This is a genomic window from Neobacillus mesonae (genome assembly GCF_023715155.1).
Lineage (GTDB): Bacteria > Bacillota > Bacilli > Bacillales > Cytobacillaceae > Neobacillus > Neobacillus mesonae_A.
The window spans coordinates 1-17,159 of record NZ_JAMBNQ010000003.1 but is presented as its reverse complement, the minus strand read 5'-3'; the positions used below and the strand labels follow the sequence as shown (position 1 = coordinate 17,159).

Annotated in this window: 14 protein-coding genes; 9 read left to right on the top strand and 5 right to left on the bottom strand. The window is 41.5% G+C overall.

All coding sequences use genetic code 11. The features are described from left to right. Positions 1-4: 4 nt before the first annotated feature. Positions 5-976 carry a UDP-glucose 4-epimerase GalE gene (gene galE, locus M3183_RS04525; protein WP_251466940.1) on the bottom strand — a complete coding sequence of 324 codons (972 nt, stop codon included), beginning with the start codon at positions 974-976 and terminating at the stop codon, positions 5-7. Positions 977-1,180: 204 nt separating this feature from the next. Here galE and M3183_RS04520 point away from each other — a divergent pair, with 204 nt between their 5' ends. The 4 genes from M3183_RS04520 to M3183_RS04500 all read left to right on the top strand — a co-directional run bounded on the left by M3183_RS04520 (position 1,181) and on the right by M3183_RS04500 (position 6,033). After that, complete coding sequence (locus tag M3183_RS04520) at positions 1,181-1,999, top strand: N-acetylmuramoyl-L-alanine amidase (RefSeq protein ID WP_251466938.1); 819 nt, start codon at positions 1,181-1,183, stop codon at positions 1,997-1,999. A 149-nt stretch (positions 2,000-2,148) separates the two neighbouring features. Then, complete coding sequence (locus M3183_RS27295) at positions 2,149-4,272, top strand: SPOR domain-containing protein (protein WP_311315349.1); 2,124 nt, start codon at positions 2,149-2,151, stop codon at positions 4,270-4,272. Positions 4,273-4,458: 186 nt separating this feature from the next. After that, the gene (locus M3183_RS04505) at positions 4,459-5,757 is read left to right on the top strand and encodes an NCS2 family permease (RefSeq protein ID WP_251466937.1); all 1,299 of its coding nucleotides are present in this window, start codon (positions 4,459-4,461) and stop codon (positions 5,755-5,757) included. A gap of 117 nt (positions 5,758-5,874) precedes the next feature. After that, positions 5,875-6,033, top strand: coding sequence for a hypothetical protein (locus M3183_RS04500; protein ID WP_251466934.1), 159 nt, complete (start codon positions 5,875-5,877; stop codon positions 6,031-6,033). A gap of 735 nt (positions 6,034-6,768) precedes the next feature. Here M3183_RS04500 and M3183_RS04495 read toward each other — a convergent pair. Further along, positions 6,769-7,383, bottom strand: coding sequence for a GntR family transcriptional regulator (locus M3183_RS04495; protein ID WP_251466931.1), 615 nt, complete (start codon positions 7,381-7,383; stop codon positions 6,769-6,771). 147 nt (positions 7,384-7,530) lie between these two features. On the opposite strand from M3183_RS04495, the gene garR reads away from it, so the two are divergent. Both garR and M3183_RS04485 read left to right on the top strand, forming a co-directional pair. Further along, complete coding sequence (garR, locus tag M3183_RS04490) at positions 7,531-8,418, top strand: 2-hydroxy-3-oxopropionate reductase (RefSeq protein WP_251466928.1); 888 nt, start codon at positions 7,531-7,533, stop codon at positions 8,416-8,418. A gap of 9 nt (positions 8,419-8,427) precedes the next feature. Further along, positions 8,428-9,870, top strand: a complete 1,443-nt coding sequence (locus M3183_RS04485) for a four-carbon acid sugar kinase family protein (RefSeq protein ID WP_251466925.1) — start codon at positions 8,428-8,430, stop codon at positions 9,868-9,870. 109 nt (positions 9,871-9,979) lie between these two features. Here the strand turns inward: M3183_RS04485 and M3183_RS04480 are convergent, their stop codons facing one another. Next, a complete protein-coding gene (locus tag M3183_RS04480; RefSeq protein ID WP_251466924.1) occupies positions 9,980-10,753 on the bottom strand; it encodes a DeoR/GlpR family DNA-binding transcription regulator in 774 nt (257 codons plus the stop codon). A gap of 268 nt (positions 10,754-11,021) precedes the next feature. Here M3183_RS04480 and M3183_RS04475 point away from each other — a divergent pair, with 268 nt between their 5' ends. Next, positions 11,022-11,795: a triose-phosphate isomerase gene (locus M3183_RS04475; protein ID WP_251466921.1), complete on the top strand. Its 774-nt coding sequence runs from the start codon at positions 11,022-11,024 to the stop codon at positions 11,793-11,795. 56 nt (positions 11,796-11,851) lie between these two features. Here M3183_RS04475 and M3183_RS04470 read toward each other — a convergent pair whose 3' ends face one another. Next, on the bottom strand, positions 11,852-13,210 hold the full coding sequence (locus M3183_RS04470) for a four-carbon acid sugar kinase family protein (protein ID WP_251466919.1): 1,359 nt from the start codon (positions 13,208-13,210) through the stop codon (positions 11,852-11,854). 298 nt (positions 13,211-13,508) lie between these two features. Continuing rightward, a complete protein-coding gene (gene pdxA / locus M3183_RS04465) occupies positions 13,509-14,534 on the bottom strand; it encodes a 4-hydroxythreonine-4-phosphate dehydrogenase PdxA (RefSeq protein WP_251466917.1) in 1,026 nt (341 codons plus the stop codon). 263 nt (positions 14,535-14,797) lie between these two features. On the opposite strand from pdxA, the gene rpiB reads away from it, so the two are divergent. Continuing rightward, entirely contained in the window at positions 14,798-15,259 is a 462-nt protein-coding gene (gene rpiB / locus M3183_RS04460; protein ID WP_251466915.1) for a ribose 5-phosphate isomerase B, read from the top strand. 136 nt (positions 15,260-15,395) lie between these two features. Then, complete coding sequence (glpX, locus tag M3183_RS04455; RefSeq protein WP_251466913.1) at positions 15,396-16,367, top strand: class II fructose-bisphosphatase; 972 nt, start codon at positions 15,396-15,398, stop codon at positions 16,365-16,367. Positions 16,368-17,159 lie beyond the last annotated feature (792 nt).

Sequence of the window (17,159 nt, the reverse complement as noted above, 5' to 3'; positions counted from 1 at the left end):
AATTCTAGTATTTTTGATTTTGGTGCCAATTCCAGGCATCCGCAATGATTTGTTCCAGGTTACGTTCTGCTTTCCAGCCGAGTTCGTTAAAGATTTTTTGAGATGAAGCAACGAGTCTAGCTGGGTCACCAGGGCGGCGGTCGGCCATTACCACATTTGCCTTAAGACCTGTCACCTTTTCACATGTCTCAATGACTTCCTTCACCGAAAACCCTAGTCCGTTTCCTAAGTTGTAAGTTTCCGCTGACTTCTCCCCATTTAGCAATGCTTTAAGCGCCAGAATATGGGCGGAAGCCAGATCTGTCACATGAATATAATCGCGGATACATGTACCGTCTTCGGTTTCATAGTCTGAACCAAACACAGAAATCTGTTCCCTAGTTCCTAGTAGATGCTGGAGAATAATCGGAATTAAATGTGTTTCCGGGTCATGGCTTTCTCCAATTGCCGCTGATTTATGAGCTCCTGCTGCATTAAAGTAGCGCAGCACGACATATTTTAATCCATAAGCTTTTGAAAAATCAGCCAAAATCTGCTCAACCATTAATTTTGAACGGCCATATGGGTTGATAGGTGCAGTTTGAGTGGTTTCATCAATAATATCTACATTTGGAATCCCGTAAGTAGCTGCTGTAGAGGAAAAAATAAAGTTTTTCACCTTAAATCTTTTCATCACTTTTAACAGCATAACAGTAGAGGCCACATTATTTTCATAATATTTTAAAGGATCGACAACTGACTCCCCGACCAAGCTGTTTGCTGCAAAATGCATTACGGCTTTTATCGGATAGCTTCTAAATACCATTAATAAGTCGTCTACATTACCGAGGTCACCTTTTACAAAAATAGCCCGGTTATCAACAGCTGCGCGATGACCGGTCGATAGGTTGTCCAACACAACAACCTCTTCTGTTTCCACTAATTCTTTTACAAGATGGCTGCCAATGTAGCCAGCTCCGCCGACAACGAGAATCATAGTACATTGCTCCTTAAATAAGATTCTTTCAATCACCTTATGTATTATAACATTTTTGTAAAAATTGCGCTTGTTATAGATTATCATTTGGAATTTATCCAGGTATTTCCTTTCTATCAATCTCTTAAAGCTTCCCTGAGACATTTACCCGGTCAAATATAGCATTTTCTTCATAAAATAAAGATATGAATAGGAGGAGATAAAATGAAACTTTATTTAGACCCAGGTCATGGCGGCAATGATCCAGGTGCCCAGGGACACGGGCTGAATGAAAAAGACATTACCTTAGATATCGCACTTAAATTACGTGCGATTCTAGAAAATGATTATAAAAATGTGTCGGTTAAAATGAGCCGGACGAGTGATACCACGAAAAGCCTAAACCAGCGGACAAGTGAAGCCAATCATTGGGGGGCTGATTATTTTTTGTCGATTCACATTAATTCTGCGGACCGTTCTGCAGAGGGATATGAAGACTATATATACAGCGGCTTATCCAGCTCCAGTACAACCGCAAAATATCAAAATATCATTCATGCAGAAGTTTTAAAAGTCAATGAGCTAAGAAATCGCGGGACAAAAAAGGCTGACTTCCATGTCCTCCGAGAATCAGCCATGCCTGCCATTTTAACGGAAAACGGTTTTATTACCAATGCACATGATGCTTCCCTCATGAAGGAAACGTCCTGGCGCCACAAGGTGGCACAAGGTCATGCCAATGGTTTGGCCAAAATATTTAACCTTAAAAGAAAGCAGAACCCGGATTCCAATCCGCCGAATCCTTCTCCAGGAACGCTTTTTAAAGTGATCGCCGCTTCATTCAAATCCAGGGAGAATGCTAATGAATTGACGACAGCATTACATGCAAAAGGCTTTGAAGCATTCGTAAATACCACTACGATTTCTGGAGAAACCTGGTACCGCGTCCAGGCTGGCGCCTTTGCAAACCGTGAGAATGCAGAGGATCGGCTGGATCAGCTCAAAAAAGCTGGATTCCAAGACGCCTTTTTGGCCGCAGAATAATCAGATTCTTCACCCTGCCCTTTTATCCCATATTTTCATATATAAATAATGGAAGGTTTAGGCTGTTTGTACTGTTTTCATCACGAATTCCAACCCCTTCCATATTCTAAATATGTAAAACCATTTTACAAGAATGGGGGATACGAAAAATGAAGCTTTATTTAGACCCAGGTCATGGCGGCAATGATTCAGGTGCCCAAGGACATGGGCTGAACGAGAAAGACGTGACACTGGATATTGCACTCAAATTGCGCGATATCCTGCTCCATGACTATGAAAATGTACAAGTAAAAATGAGCCGGACAAGTGATACGACTAAAGGCTTAAGCCAGCGGACAACGGAAGCCAATCATTGGGGGGCTGATTTCTTCCTAGCCATTCACATCAATTCGGACAACCAAACTGCTCAAGGATACGAGGACTATATTTACAGTGGTTTATCAAATTCCTCTAGTACAGCCAGATATCAAAATATTATCCATTCTGAAGTGTTAAAAATGAACCAATTAAAAGAACGCGGCACGAAAAAAGCCAATTTTCATGTACTCCGCGAATCAACAATGCCAGCCATGCTAACAGAGAACGGCTTTATTGATAACGGCCATGATGCCGCTTTAATGAAAAAATCTTCCTGGAGGCAGGATGTCGCACAGGGGCATGCCAATGGTCTTGCCAAAGCATTCGGACTGAAAAGGAAAACTAGCGCACCACCGAAGCCAGCCGCACCAAAAACGCCTGCCAGTCCAAGCAAACCGGCAGAAACGGTGACCGGAACGGTTTATGAAGTAATGGTTGGATCCTTTACCTCAAAAGCAAATGCCGAGGATAGGGTTAAGGAGCTTGGGAAAATCGGGGTAAAATCGTCGATTGTAACGGCTCAAATTTCAGGAAAGACTTGGTACCGTGTCCGGGTTGGGACTTTCTCCAGCCGTCATCCTGCAGAATTACTTCTTAACGAGATGGAAAAGGCAGGATATAATGATTCGTTTATCGTCATTGAAAAAGGAAAGGCTGCTGACAATCCAAGCCAATCTGGAACGAGTTTTGAGGTCATGGTTGGATCTTTCACCTCAAAAGCAAATGCCGAGGATAGAGCAGCTGAACTTAAGAAGATGGGGATGAAACCAGAGATTGTAACGGCTCAAATCTCAGGAAAAACCTGGTACCGTGTCCGGGTTGAGGCTTTCTCCAGCCGCCCGCCTGCAGATACACTTCTAAATAAGATGGAAAAAGCCGGGTATGATGATGCGTTCATTGTCATTGAAAATGGCAAAGCTGCTGACAATCAAGGCCAATCTGGAACGAGTTTTGAGGTCATGGTTGGATCTTTCACCTCAAAAGCAAATGCCGAGGATAGGGCAGCTGAGCTTAAGAAGATGGGGATGAAACCAGAGATTGTAACGGCCCAAATCTCAGGAAAAACCTGGTACCGTGTCCGGGTTGGGGCTTTTTCCAGCCGCCCGCCTGCAGATACACTTCTAAACAAGATGGAAAAAGCCGGGTATGATGATGCGTTCATTGTCATCGATTCAGGCAGTTCGGTTACTCAAAAAAGCAGCCAGAGCGGAAAAACAGCTGGGGCTGGAAGCAGTACTCCAGGCAGCGGAAATGCAAGCGGGAATGCCAACAAAAGCACAGGGACTGGAAGCAGCAGCCAACCGAGCAGTGACGGAAGCGAATCCAGCAGAGATACAGGCAGTGATTCCTCCAATAACAATCCTGTCATTGACCCGGTTAACGGAAATCCATCTGGATTTACCATTTTAGGACCAACTTTTCTTTCTCCAGAGCATATGAACCGGTTTGTGAAGACGATTAATCCGAAAGCGCCTGATTTAGGAAGTTACTATCTCATCTTTGGAGATTACTATGGAATTAGAGGAGACGTTGCCTTTGCACAAGCCATACTGGAAACAGATTATTTTCGGTTTACCGGTGATGTGAAACCTGACCAAAATAACTTCGCAGGTTTAGGGGCAACAGGATCCAAGGTCCGGGGAGCAAGTTTCGTAACTCAAGAAGAAGGTGTACTTGCACAACTGCAGCATTTATTTGCCTATGCCACGACAAACAAATTACCAAGCCAATACCCGCTGGTCGACCCCCGCTTTGACTTAGTGGACAGAGGCTCTGCTCCGACATGGTACGCCTTAAACGGAAAATGGGCTGTTCCTGGCCGAGATTACGGGCAAAATATTATAGATATATATGAAAGAATGATTCACACAACCATTCAGCACCTGGAAACCACCCGGCAAAATCTTAATTCTTAAATCGTTTTTCAAAAAAGACCTGGGATACAGGTCTTTTTTGGTGCTGTCCATACCGTGAACCCCATTTCCAGCTCTAGGATAAATCACAATTTATTTGGGAAAAATAAAATTCTCTATTGAAATCCTGATATAAAACGAATATTATATTTATTGCTGTTAAAATTGTTCGTGTTTACGGAGGACGCTATGTTTAAATTGAAAGAAAATAATACAAATACCAAAACAGAGTTGATTGCAGGGATCACAACTTTTTTTACCATGGTGTATATTGTTGTGGTAAATCCATTCATACTTTCTGATGCCGGAGTTCCATTTGATCAGGTTTTTACTGCCACCATCATTGCCGCTGTTGTCGGTACACTCTGGATGGCGTTTTTTGCAAACTATCCGATTGCTATTGCACCGGGTATGGGTCTCAACGCTTACTTTGCTTATTCAGTTGTCGGCGGTCCGCAGCATATACCTTATGAAACAGCCTTTGCTGCTGTGTTTGTTGCCGGAATCATTTTTGTCATCTTATCCTTGACACCCCTGAGGGAAAAATTAATCGAGGCTATCCCGGAGAACTTAAAATATGGAATAACTGCGGGTATTGGTCTGTTTATTGCCTTTATCAGTCTGCGGTTGACCAAAATCATTACGGCAGACCCTGAAAATTTGGTACGGCTGGGTAATCTGCATACATCATCAGCAGTTTTAACCATTATCGGTCTTGCCGTCACCCTTATATTGATGCTATTTCGACTGAATGGAGCCTTATTTATTGGAATGATTGTTACCGGTTTGATTGCCTTCTTCACAGGCCAGCTTTCATTTGAAAAAGGGTTTATCGGCTTTCCGTCTTTGCCGGAAGGATTAATGATTGAAAGTCCAGTTACCGCCTTTGGCGATGTGATTCAGCACAGCCTTTATGCTGTGGTATTTTCCTTTATTTTAGTTACAATTTTCGATACCACTGGAACCATGATTGGGGTTGCCAATCAAGCGGGATTAATGAAAGGCGACAAACTGCCGCGTGCCCGTCATGCCCTGCTTTCCGACTCTTTGGGAACAGCTGTCGGGGCCATATTTGGGACAAGCCCGACGACTGCCTTTATTGAATCAACATCAGGAGTTGCTGCCGGCGGCCGGACCGGGCTGACATCGCTGACCGTTGCGGTTTTATTTATCATATCTGCTTTCTTTGGTCCGCTCGTCAGTGCTGTTTCCGGTCTATCAGCGATTACCGCGCCTGCTTTAATTATCGTGGGCAGTCTGATGATGGGGAGCATCGCTAAAATCCGCTGGAATGAATTAGATGAAGCCTTCCCGGCATTTTTGACCATCTTGAGCATGCCGTTAACGTCAAGTATTTCAACTGGTATTGCTCTTGGATTTATCAGCTACCCGGTGTTAAAATTGGCCAAAGGAAAATGGCGTGAGATTCACCCGCTGCTTTATGTATTTGCGGTACTATTTTTTATACAGCTGGCATTTTTGCAGTAATATTATGATAAGGAAAATCGGCGGGGTGTCTTCCCGCCGATTTTTTTAGCACTTTGGTATTAAATTCTTTATTAATCCTTCCCAATTTGGCAATGCTAAATTTTGGAGGTGATGGTATTGTCTTTAAATCCAAATTACCGCAGAAATTCATGGGATGAGGAATGGAACAGCGCCGAGGTTCAAAACGAAATTCTGTCATCCGGTATCACTCGTGAGGAATGGGAACAAACCAGAATCATGGACAATTTAGATGCAGAATATGATGATGATTGGTGAAGAACAAAAAGCACAAGCACCTGCGAAGGGGGACAGCTTATGAACTCGAGGGGCTGGACGCTGCAGTGGATTCAAGTAACTAGTTCGAAGTTATCCACATAAAACATTTTTTATATTTTCCTATAAGAGGCTAGCGCCAACGAGAAAATTTAAAGACTGGTTCCTGGGGTTTACCATGGGTTTGTCTTCAAGAGGCTTTTTTTAAAGACTGGTTCCTTGGTTTTACCACCGGTTTTATCTTCAAGAGGGGGGATTAAAGACTGGTTCCTGGGATTCACCACCGGTTTTGTCCTCAAGAGCCGGGATTAAAGACCGGTTCTTTGGTTTCACCACCGGTTTTGTCTTCAAAAGGCGGGATTAAAGACTGGTTCTTGATTTCACGACCGGTCTGATCCTGAAGAAGATTTCTTATTCTGCGAACCATAAACGCTCTTTTGACTTTACGGGGACGCAGGTTATTTAACCTTAACCTCGAGCTGCTAAAAGCAAAATCTTTGTGCTGGATAATCGAAGAGCTTCATCATCGATGAAAATGGATAGGCGCTGCAGCTGACATTTTCCAAAGTTTTAAATTTTGTTTACCTTTTACATAAGACCAAAGCCATCCACCCGCACAAGTTGCACCAAATGGCTTTGGTTCTTTCATCCTCTAAAAATGATCACTAAATAAATCTCATTTAGAATACATAATGGACACTTGGAAACTATACGGCCGTCCCCCCACGTTCTGTACCCTTACATTAAATGCAGACAAAAATCCAAATCGGCCTGCAGATGGTTTTTCATCAGTATTTCAGCCTTCTCTCCATCTCCCGCTTTTATAGCTTGATAAATTTGCTCATGTTCATCAATTAAATGAGGGCGGTTGGAAAAGACTGCCGTTTTTCGAAAAAGATAAATAATCGATTGCATCCTGTCGATAATATCAATCATAACAGGGTTATTGCTGGCAGTGACAATGATTTCATGAAACCGTTCATTTACGTTCATGATTTCATCCCTCGTCCCTTTTCTTGCAATTTCTACACATTCGTACAAAGAATGGAGCTCATCTTCTCCCAAAAAAGAGGCCGCACATCTGGCAGAATACCCCTCCAAAAGAATCCGCACTTGAAACAGATTTCGAAGGTCTTTCTCAGATGGTTTAACCACCCTTTTGTTGACAATCAACCCCTCGTTTTCCAATTTACGAATAGATTCTCTTACGGGTGTTCTGCTGACTCCCAATTCTGCTGCGATTTTTTCTTCAACTATCTTAGTACCGGCCGAAAGCACCCCATTTAAAATCCAATCCCTAATCACTTCATAGGATTGATGATAGGCAGGACGAGAACGTTTCTTTTCTGTCATTCGCTCACCTCAAAACTCTCTTTTTAAATTATTGTATACAAAATTAACAAAAATGTATACAAAACTAATAAAAACGCTTACAATACAGATATAACAAAATAGTAAAAAAACTGCGGAATACAGCAGCTAAAAAGAGGAGGCTTCATCATGAAACGTACTATTGGTTTTATTGGATTAGGCATTATGGGGAAACCGATGGCATTAAATCTGTTAAAAGCTGGACATTCTTTAATTGTAAACGATCTTGTTCCAGAAGCAGTCAACCAGCTGACAGCTGCCGGTGCAACAGCGGCACAATCAGCAAAGGAAGCTGCCGAAAAAAGTGACATTATCATTACTATGCTTCCTGCGGGCCAGCATGTAAAGGCAGTTGTCCTAGGTGAAAACGGGGTTTTAGAAGGCGCAAAGGAAGGTTCCATCCTTATAGATATGAGTTCAATTACCCCTGATGTTTCCAAAGAGCTTGCCAAAAAAGCGGAGGAAAAAGGTGTTTATATGCTTGATGCCCCAGTATCAGGCGGCGAAATCGGCGCCATTAATGGTACACTTGCCATTATGGCCGGCGGTAAAGAAGAAATCTTTGAAAGTGTTGCCCCTGTTCTTTACGATATGGGAGAAACGGTCGTATTGGTAGGCGATAATGGTTGCGGTGTAACAGCCAAACTAGCCAATCAAATTATTGTAAACCTTAATATTGCAGCCATGTCTGAAGCCTTGGTGTTAGCAGCGAAGGCAGGAATTGATATTGAAAAAATGTTCCAGGCCATCCGCGGCGGTTTTGCTGGAAGTGCAGTGCTTGAAGAAAAAGTACCAAAGATTCTTGAACGGAATTTCGTTCCAGGCGGCCCTATCTCTATCAATCTGAAAGATATGAATAACGTCATGACTACCGCTCATGAAATTGGTGTTCCGCTTCCATTATCAAGCCAATTATTAGAAATTTTCCATGCATTAAAGGCAGATGGACTGGAAAAAGAAGACCATTGCGGTGTGGTTAAATACTATGAAAAACTAGCAAATGTTGAAGTGAAATAGGTGAATGGGATGTTGAAGAATCATTTAACGACTGACAATCTGCTTACCCTTCCAAAGGTTGACGCAAACAGTGTAGATGATAAACTTTCAGAAGCACTTGCCTCCTTAAACAAAAAAATAATCGTTTTAGATGATGATCCAACCGGGGTTCAAACAGTCAATAATATTTCTGTTTATACTGACAGCTCTGTTGAAAGCATCGAACAGGGATTGAAAGAAGACAACTTGATGTTCTTTATCCTGACTAACTCACGTGGGTTAACAGCAGAAGAAACGACAAAATATCATCGTGAGGCTGCAGCCAATATTGTACAAGCAGCCAATAAGCTTAACCAGGAGTTTATGATTATCAGCCGCAGTGACTCTACATTAAGAGGACATTACCCGCTTGAAACAATGGTTGTTAAGGATACCATTGAATCCTTGGACTCGGACCTGAAAATAGATGGAGAAGTAATTCTGCCGTTTTTTAAAGAAGGCGGACGTTTAACGATAAACAATATTCATTATGTGCAATACGGCGGGGAACTCGTGCCTGCCGGCGAAACTGAATTCGCCAAAGACAGGACATTTGGATACACGAAATCCCATTTAGGTGAATGGATTGAGGAAAAATCGAATGGAAAATACACAGCGGAAGATACTTTGTATATATCCCTTGAACAACTGCGTGGATTAGAATATGAAAACATCACGAAACAGCTTCTTGGAGTCCATGATTTTAACAAAGTGGTTGTGAATGCCGTAGATGAAATCGATGTTAAAATTTTTACGACTTGCTTAGTACAAGCCATCAATGCAGGCAAGAACTTCCTGTTTAGAACTGCGGCTGCTTTTCCAAAAGTAATTGGCGGAGTACGTAATAAAGCACTTCTCACCAGGGAAGAGCTGATTACTGAAGAAACAGGGAATGGCGGACTCGTGATGATTGGTTCCCATGTCAAAAAAACCACCGAACAGCTTGAGGAATTAAAGACTTTAGAAACAATCGAATTTATCGAATTGGACAGTCATCTGGTTTTACACCCTGCATTATTCAGTAAAGAATGCCGCCGTGTCCAGGACTTAACAGAATCGCTTCTCCAGTCAGGGAAAAATGTCGCAGTTTATACTCAAAGAGAGAGACTTGACCTTGGACCTGACAAAAAAGAAGAAGAATTAAAGCTTTCCATAGCCATTTCTGATGCGGTGACAGGAATTGTGGATAAATTACAGGTCAGACCTAATTTCTTGATTGCCAAAGGCGGCATTACTTCAAGTGATATAGGAACCAAAGGGCTGAAGGTAAAAAGAGCAACCGTTGCCGGACAAATCAGGCCGGGAATCCCTGTCTGGAAAACTGGTGATGAAGCCAAATATCCTGGCATGGCCTATGTCATTTTTCCCGGAAACGTGGGAACAAAAACCGATTTAAAAGAAATCGTTCAGCTACTAAGCCAAAAAGGCGAATAAGTTCAAAAAGACTGACCCAGGATTTAGTCCCAGGTCAGTCTTTTCCTTGGTTACGCTTTCAATTACTTTTTCCCGTGATTAGTTGAAACGGAATTTAAACAATTCAAGATTATTCTGCAATTTCTAATTGAATTGAATTTTTCCTGAAATAATCACTTACTTCATCCGATACAGGCTGGTCTGTGATGAAAAGGTCGATCTCACTTGGACGGGCAAATGTGGCAATCGAGCTTTTATTGATTTTACTGTGGTCAAGCAGGGCAATAACCTTATCGGAAACGGAAACCATGACCTTTTTTAATTCTACTTCATATAAGCTGAAATCAGATAACCCGTCTCTTGTGTTAAAAGCATGTGCCGAGGTAAACAGCAGGTCAATATTGATTTTTTTCAAAAGCTCTTCTCCAAGAAGCCCTTCAACCGAATTAGATGAATTGCGGACAATCCCCCCGATAATAATGACCGTCAAATAAGGGTTTTCCTTGAGCATCGCTGCAGTAGCAATCCCGCTTGTGACAACCGTCAGTCTCATTTTGCTGTCTCTTACATATTTTGCGAGTTCAAAGCAAGTAGTACTGGCATCCAAAACAATACATTGGCCCTCCTGAATAAATTGAAAGGCTTTATAGCCAATTCGCTGTTTTTCAGCTCGGAACTTCTTTTCACGGATTTCATACTTTTTATCTACTGTATCAGAATCTTCATCCTTCACCATGGCTCCTCCATGAGTTCGGATCAAAAGCCCATTTTTCTCCATCTGATTTAAATCAGAGCGAATAGTGGCAGCAGAAATATTCAATAAATCGGTCAATTCATTTACCGTCACAGTTCCCTTTTCCGTAAGCATTTCAAGAATCATATTTCTGCGTTGGTCAGCGAACATAATCTCACCCTTTCATCTTCTTTCATATTTATGAATTATTCTTTTTTTTATATAAAGTATAAGTCCAATCATATTATATAAGAAAAGAGTTAAAAAGTCCTTTTTTTCATAAAATTCATCTTTACCTTTTAAATTGGTTGGGTTCTTTTCTTTCATTTATTTTCCCTTTTCTTTAATTATATTAATATTTGACAGATATCAATAGCAAAAGATAGAATTATAATAATATACAATAGTTTTAAAAAATAGCATAAAAGTTGGTGGCAAAATGGATAAAGTTTTTATCGGAACAAACTGGAAAATGTATAAAACCATTGAACAAGGTAAAGCATATTGTCAGACATTAAACGATATAGCTCATAACCTTGACAAAAGGATTCAGCTTTTTATTATTCCTTCCTATACTTCCCTCATTCCCTTAAGGCAAGAAGTAGATTCCTCCCGTATTCTATTAGGTGCCCAAAATATGCACTGGGATGACGAGGGGCCGTATACTGGTGAAATCTCTCCTTCTATGCTAAAGGAAATCGGCATTGATATAATTGAATTGGGCCATTCCGAAAGACGGCAATACTATAATGAAAATGATCAAGACCTCAATAAGAAAGTTCTTGCTGCCTTGAATAAAGAGTTTATCCCGCTTCTCTGTATCGGAGAAAAGCTGGAAGATAAAGAAATGGGCATCAGCAAAGAATCCCTTTCCATTCAGTTAAAAATTGGCTTAAAAAATGTCACCAAAGAACAGGTTAACAAGGTGCTGATTGCTTATGAACCAGTCTGGGCCATTGGAGCCGGCGGTACGGAAGCTCCTTCGGATTATGTACATGTGATGCATAACCATATTCGGAATGTATTAATCGAACTTTTTGAAGAGGAAGGAAAAGACATCCCCATCCTCTTTGGCGGCAGTGTCAATCGCGGCAATGCCATTGGTTACTTAGAAGGCAAGAATGTAAACGGATTGTTCATCGGCCGTTCCGCATGGGATTTGCAAAAATTCGAACCTATTCTGCATGACATTGAACAATTGCTTAAACGTTAGATATACAAAAAAGCTGCTGTTTGAAATCAAGAAACAGCAGCTTTTTATAAATGCCTTTAAACGGTTATGGCTCCCGGACAAGGGCTGGCAGATTCCTCAAAGATTCTTTTCACAATTGAAACAGCTGTATCATTTGAACCTGTTAACCCGCCCTTTCCAACAACAACAAGTCCATCAAACTTACCGCCGATAATCCGGCCAAGATCTGCCTGTGGAATGACATAGTCAACCAGTTCGATCCCTTTTGCCCCTAGCACTTGAAGGACATTTACCATCGTATCGCCGCCTGTCATATAGATTCCCTTTATATAGTCCAGTTCTTCACTCAATACCTGTGCGACAATTCCGCCTAAACCTTTATTGATATTTCCAGCTGCTTCTCCAGGAGCCAATCCTAATTCCTTCTCTTTTTCTGCTAAATTGAGGACATCTCCTGTCAGAGAGGTTTCCAATAATACAACATTGTGTTTCCGACTCTGTATCATTTTTAATGTTGCTGCTGCTGCCCGTCCAATTTCAGATGGTGCCGTCTTGGTTACATCTATCAAATCTTTTGCAGAAACCGGTACTTTACTTGCCCAGTTTTTTTCAGACAACGTTTTCATTTGTACTTTCGTCACTGGAGTTGCGCTTCCCGCTACAACTAAAACCATACCATTCATTTCAGATTCGGAAATTCCCCCGCTGCTTAACTCATGGCTTTCAGCTTTAAATCCCTTGGCAATGGCAAGTTTTTCTGTAAATGGCCCCGGATCAACAGCTAACACATTCCACTCAAGCTTTGTCACAGCCTCTGCAATCATTTCTACATCTTCAGTTGTAATGGCATCGGCAATAATGTATTTAGCCCCTTTTTCTCTTTCCTGCTGCAAGCACTGTTTTACTGACTCTTTTCCAGCAAGCAATGCGGAAAGCGGGACAAAACCGATTGGATGCTCTGTCTGCTGTGCCATTAAAGCAGGGACATATGATTCAGTAACAGGTGTTCTCACATCTTGTGCAACAGGTGTTTTTGACAGGGCTGTTCCATCAATAATGGAATATCCCCCAACAACTATTCGTTTTGACTGCGGCATGGATGGGACTACGACTGCCATCGTATCCGGTGCTAATTCTTCAAGCATGGCATCCACTTCATAGCCAATTCCGCCCCTTAAGGTTGTATCCACTCTTTTTGAAAAATAGACAGCCCCTTTTTCTTTTAAGGCCCTTACTGCCGATTTCACCTTCGGCTGTGCTTCCTCTTTCTTTAATGCCCTGCTGTCAGTGCTGATGACTAAAGCCTTATGCTCTGCATCGCTATCCAATGATTTTTCGTCAAAAAAGGCAGCTGCAGAAATTCCGGCCCTCGCTAATAAAACACCGACAGTCGTAGCTCCGGTCAAATCATCTGCCACAATACCGAGCTTACACATTTCTTTCCCTCGTTTCTAAGCAATTTCTATTAGAAAAGCGTAAGCGCCTTGGTCAGCCTCAGGCATAGCATAAGACGCTCCTGAATAGAATAGACGTTCTTTGCCTTCAATTCAGGAGTAGCTGTAGACCATCGAGGGGCTGGGCTGCTTGCGCTGGATAATTCTCGAAGTCAAAACTTATACATTCATATCGTATAGAGAAAGGAGCAGAAAGAACGTTTGTTTTCTGCTCCGGTTTTTCTAATTTAATCAGAATTATATCTTGCACTTTCGAAATATCTCAAAGCACTTCCGCTTGTTAAGCTTGTTCTACTAATGCTTTTTGTTTCATCTTCCAATAATCAATGGCTACCAGTGTAGCTTCAAGCATACTGACAGAACCTGCGATTCCTTTTCCAGCAATGTCAAAGGCAGTTCCATGATCGACTGAGCTTCTCATGAATGGAAGTCCCCATGTAATGGTAATGGATTTTTCAAAATCATACGTCTTACATGCAATATGTCCTTGGTCATGGTATAGAGATAAAATGGCGTCATAATTACCTTTTAAGCCTAAGAAGAAGACGGAATCTGCCGGAACCGGCCCAACGGCATTCATGCCTTGTTCTTGAGCCGCTTTAACTGCTGGAATAAGTTCATCGGCTTCCTCTGTACCAAAAAGACCATTATCAGAAGCATGCGGGTTTAATGCAGCCACGGCAATTTTTGGATTCTTTAATCCAATACCCGTCATTTCATTATGAATCTGCTTCACACAATCCAATACTCTTTCCTTATCGGCATAGTCAATCGCATCTTTTAGAGATTTATGACGGCTGACAAAGAATACTTTTAAATTATGGCAGTTAAACATGGTAAGAGCATAATCTGAATGAGTTAATTCCCCATAAATTTCAGTGTGGCCTGGCTGCGGGCAGCCTGCAAGCTTAATGGCCTCTTTATGAATTGGCGCAGTGGCAACTACATCAATTTCCTTATTTAATCCAAGCTCGATTGATTTTTTGACATAATCATAGGCCATTTCACCGGCTAATTTCTGCACCTTGCCATATTCGATGCTGCCACAGTCATAATCGCCTGTTTCCAACACATCGATTGTTCCATATTGGTACTTGCCTTCTGACGGCTTGTTGATTTTATTTACTGCAAAATCGCAATTTCTAACTTTCATTGCACGTTTCACTATATCTACTGATCCAATAAGAAAAGGATTGCTTTCTTCATATACTTTTTCGTTCATCATTGTTTCAACGGTGATTTCAGGACCAATCCCTGCAGGATCACCAATTGTAATCGCAACAATCGGTTTTTTAATAGTTGTCATGCTTTCCGCTCCTTTTATCATTAAGTATCTCTAAGAAAATGCCTATTCATGCGTTATCGAAAGAAAGCACACGATATTCGCTTTCTTTATAACATTTCAATGAATTTTATAGTTTAATAGTATGTTTTTTTTCGAATTTTGTCAATTAGTATCCTCTGTTTTATTTCAATTGCTTTCAAATAACAAAATAAACACGAAAGTAATTGACAAAAACGAAAATAAATGAAAAAATGGAAATAAATCAAATAGAGGAAGTGATCTTCATGAAAATTGGTGTTGGTTGTGACCATAATGCATTTAAATTGAAGGAAGAAGTTAAGGCGTTTATTGAAGAACTAGGTCATGAGGTTGTGGATTACGGCTGTTATTCAGAAGAGGCTGTGGATTATCCAGGTGTTGCTTTCAAAGTCGCGACCGATATTAATGAAGGAAATGTAGAAAGAGGAATTCTTTTCTGCGGTACAGGTATTGGAATGTCTATTGCTGCAAACAAAATTCCAAATATTCGTTCTGCTCAATGCCATGATGAATATTCTGCAGAGCGTGCACAGTTGAGTAACAATGCACAAATTATTACGATGGGATCAAAAGTTATTGGACCAGAGGTAGCAAAAAAGATTGCGAAAACTTATCTTAGTGTATCTTTCCAAGGCGGAAATTCTGCTAGAAAGATTCAACAAATTATGGATAAAGAAAAAGAATACCTGCAAGGTTCTTGCTGCTAATCCCGCAGCACAATAGCACTCTTACAATGGTAAAAAGACTAGTTAAACAGTTTTCAAGTTTAACAGCCTTTTTACCATATTTTTTAACTATGTACTTCCTTTTTTAAGAAAAATTTCTAATTGGAGGAACTTTGATATGCAGCTGATTAATAAAGAAGAAAGCTATATATGTAATCACAATTTGATAATGGACTTTTTGCAGGCATCTCAACTGGCTGCTGCTGCATCTTTTCCATGGATTGGCCGGATTAATAAAAATGAAGCAGACGGTGCTGGAACGGAAGCCATGAGAAAGCGCATGAATCAAATTGATATGACAGGTGTTGTCGTGATTGGTGAGGGTGAAATGGATGAAGCCCCCATGCTTTATATCAATGAACGGCTCGGAACAGGTCATGGCCCCGAAGTAGATATTGCGGTAGACCCTGTAGAAGGCACAACACTGATGTCCAAGGGGCAGGAAAATTCACTTGCCGTCATTGCAGTTGCGAAAAGAGGCAGCCTATTACATGCCCCTGATATGTATATGCAAAAAATTGCAGCCGGTCCGAAAGCAAAAGGATGTATTGATATCAATGCTTCCTTGACAGAAAACATTCACTCCGTTGCGAAAGCATTAGAAAAAGATTGTAAAGATTTAACCGTCATGATACAGGACCGTCCCCGCCACGAAGGGTTAATCCAGGAAGTCATTCAGACAGGAGCACGGGTGAGACTATTCTCGGATGTCGATATTACCGGTGCGATTGCAACAGGCCTTGATGAGATTGATGTTGATCTATTAGTCGGAACAGGCGGCGCCCCTGAAGGTGTAATCGCTGCTGCTGCCTTAAAATGTTTAGGCGGAGATTTCCAAGGAAAACTAATTCCTGAAAATGAGGCAGAATATAACCGCTGTATAGAAATGGGAATCCCGCATCCCGACAAATCATTCACCATAGATGAGATTGTGAAATCCGATGACTGTTTCTTTGTCGCAACAGGCATCACAGATGGTCTGCTGTTAAAAGGAGTGATTGAACTGGAAAATAGCAAAATGCAGACCCATTCTCTTGTGATTGCTGGCGGAACTATTAAAAGCTCCCAATTTGTATCTTCAAAGTTCTAGCAAAACCATTTAAATAAGAACGTGTATCTGTCAGCCTAACGGGTTTACTATGTGGGGGAAACCAGTAATTAACCGTTAAAATCAATGGTCAAATTCGCAGGTTTTTTACTAGAAACTTCTAATGATAAATCACATTTTGTATTGACTGCTGAAATTGGGTGAATCTTGTACCTCGGGGATAATCAAGGCGATTGGCTACTGTAACTGGTTCATTCGAACTCTTCCGGGAACCAATCTAGGCGATTGGCTACTGTAACTGGTTGATTCGTGCACCTCGGGTAGCCAATCAAGGCGATTGGCTACTGTAACTGGCTGTTTCGAACTCTTCCGGGAGCTAATCAAGGCGATTGGCTACTGTAACTGGTTGTTTCGAACTCTTCCGGGAGCTAATCAAGGCGATTGGCTACTGTAACCGGTTGATTCGTGCACCTCGGGGAGCCAATCAAGGCGATTGGCGACTATAACTGGTTGTTTCGAACTCTTCCGGGAGCTAATCTAGGCGATTGGCTACTGTAACTGGTTGTTTCGAACTCTTCCGGGAGCTAATCAAGACGATTGGCTACTGTAACTGGTTAAATCGAACTCTTCCGGGAGACAATCAAAGCGATTGGCTACTGTAACTGGTTATATCGAACTCCTCCGGGAGACAATCAAAGCGATTGGCGACTGTAACTGGCTGTTTCGAACTCTTCCGGGAGCTAATCAAGGCGATTGGCTACTGTAACTGGTTGTTTCGAACTCTTCCGGGAGCTAATCAAGGCGATTGGCTACTGTAACCGGTTGATTCGTGCA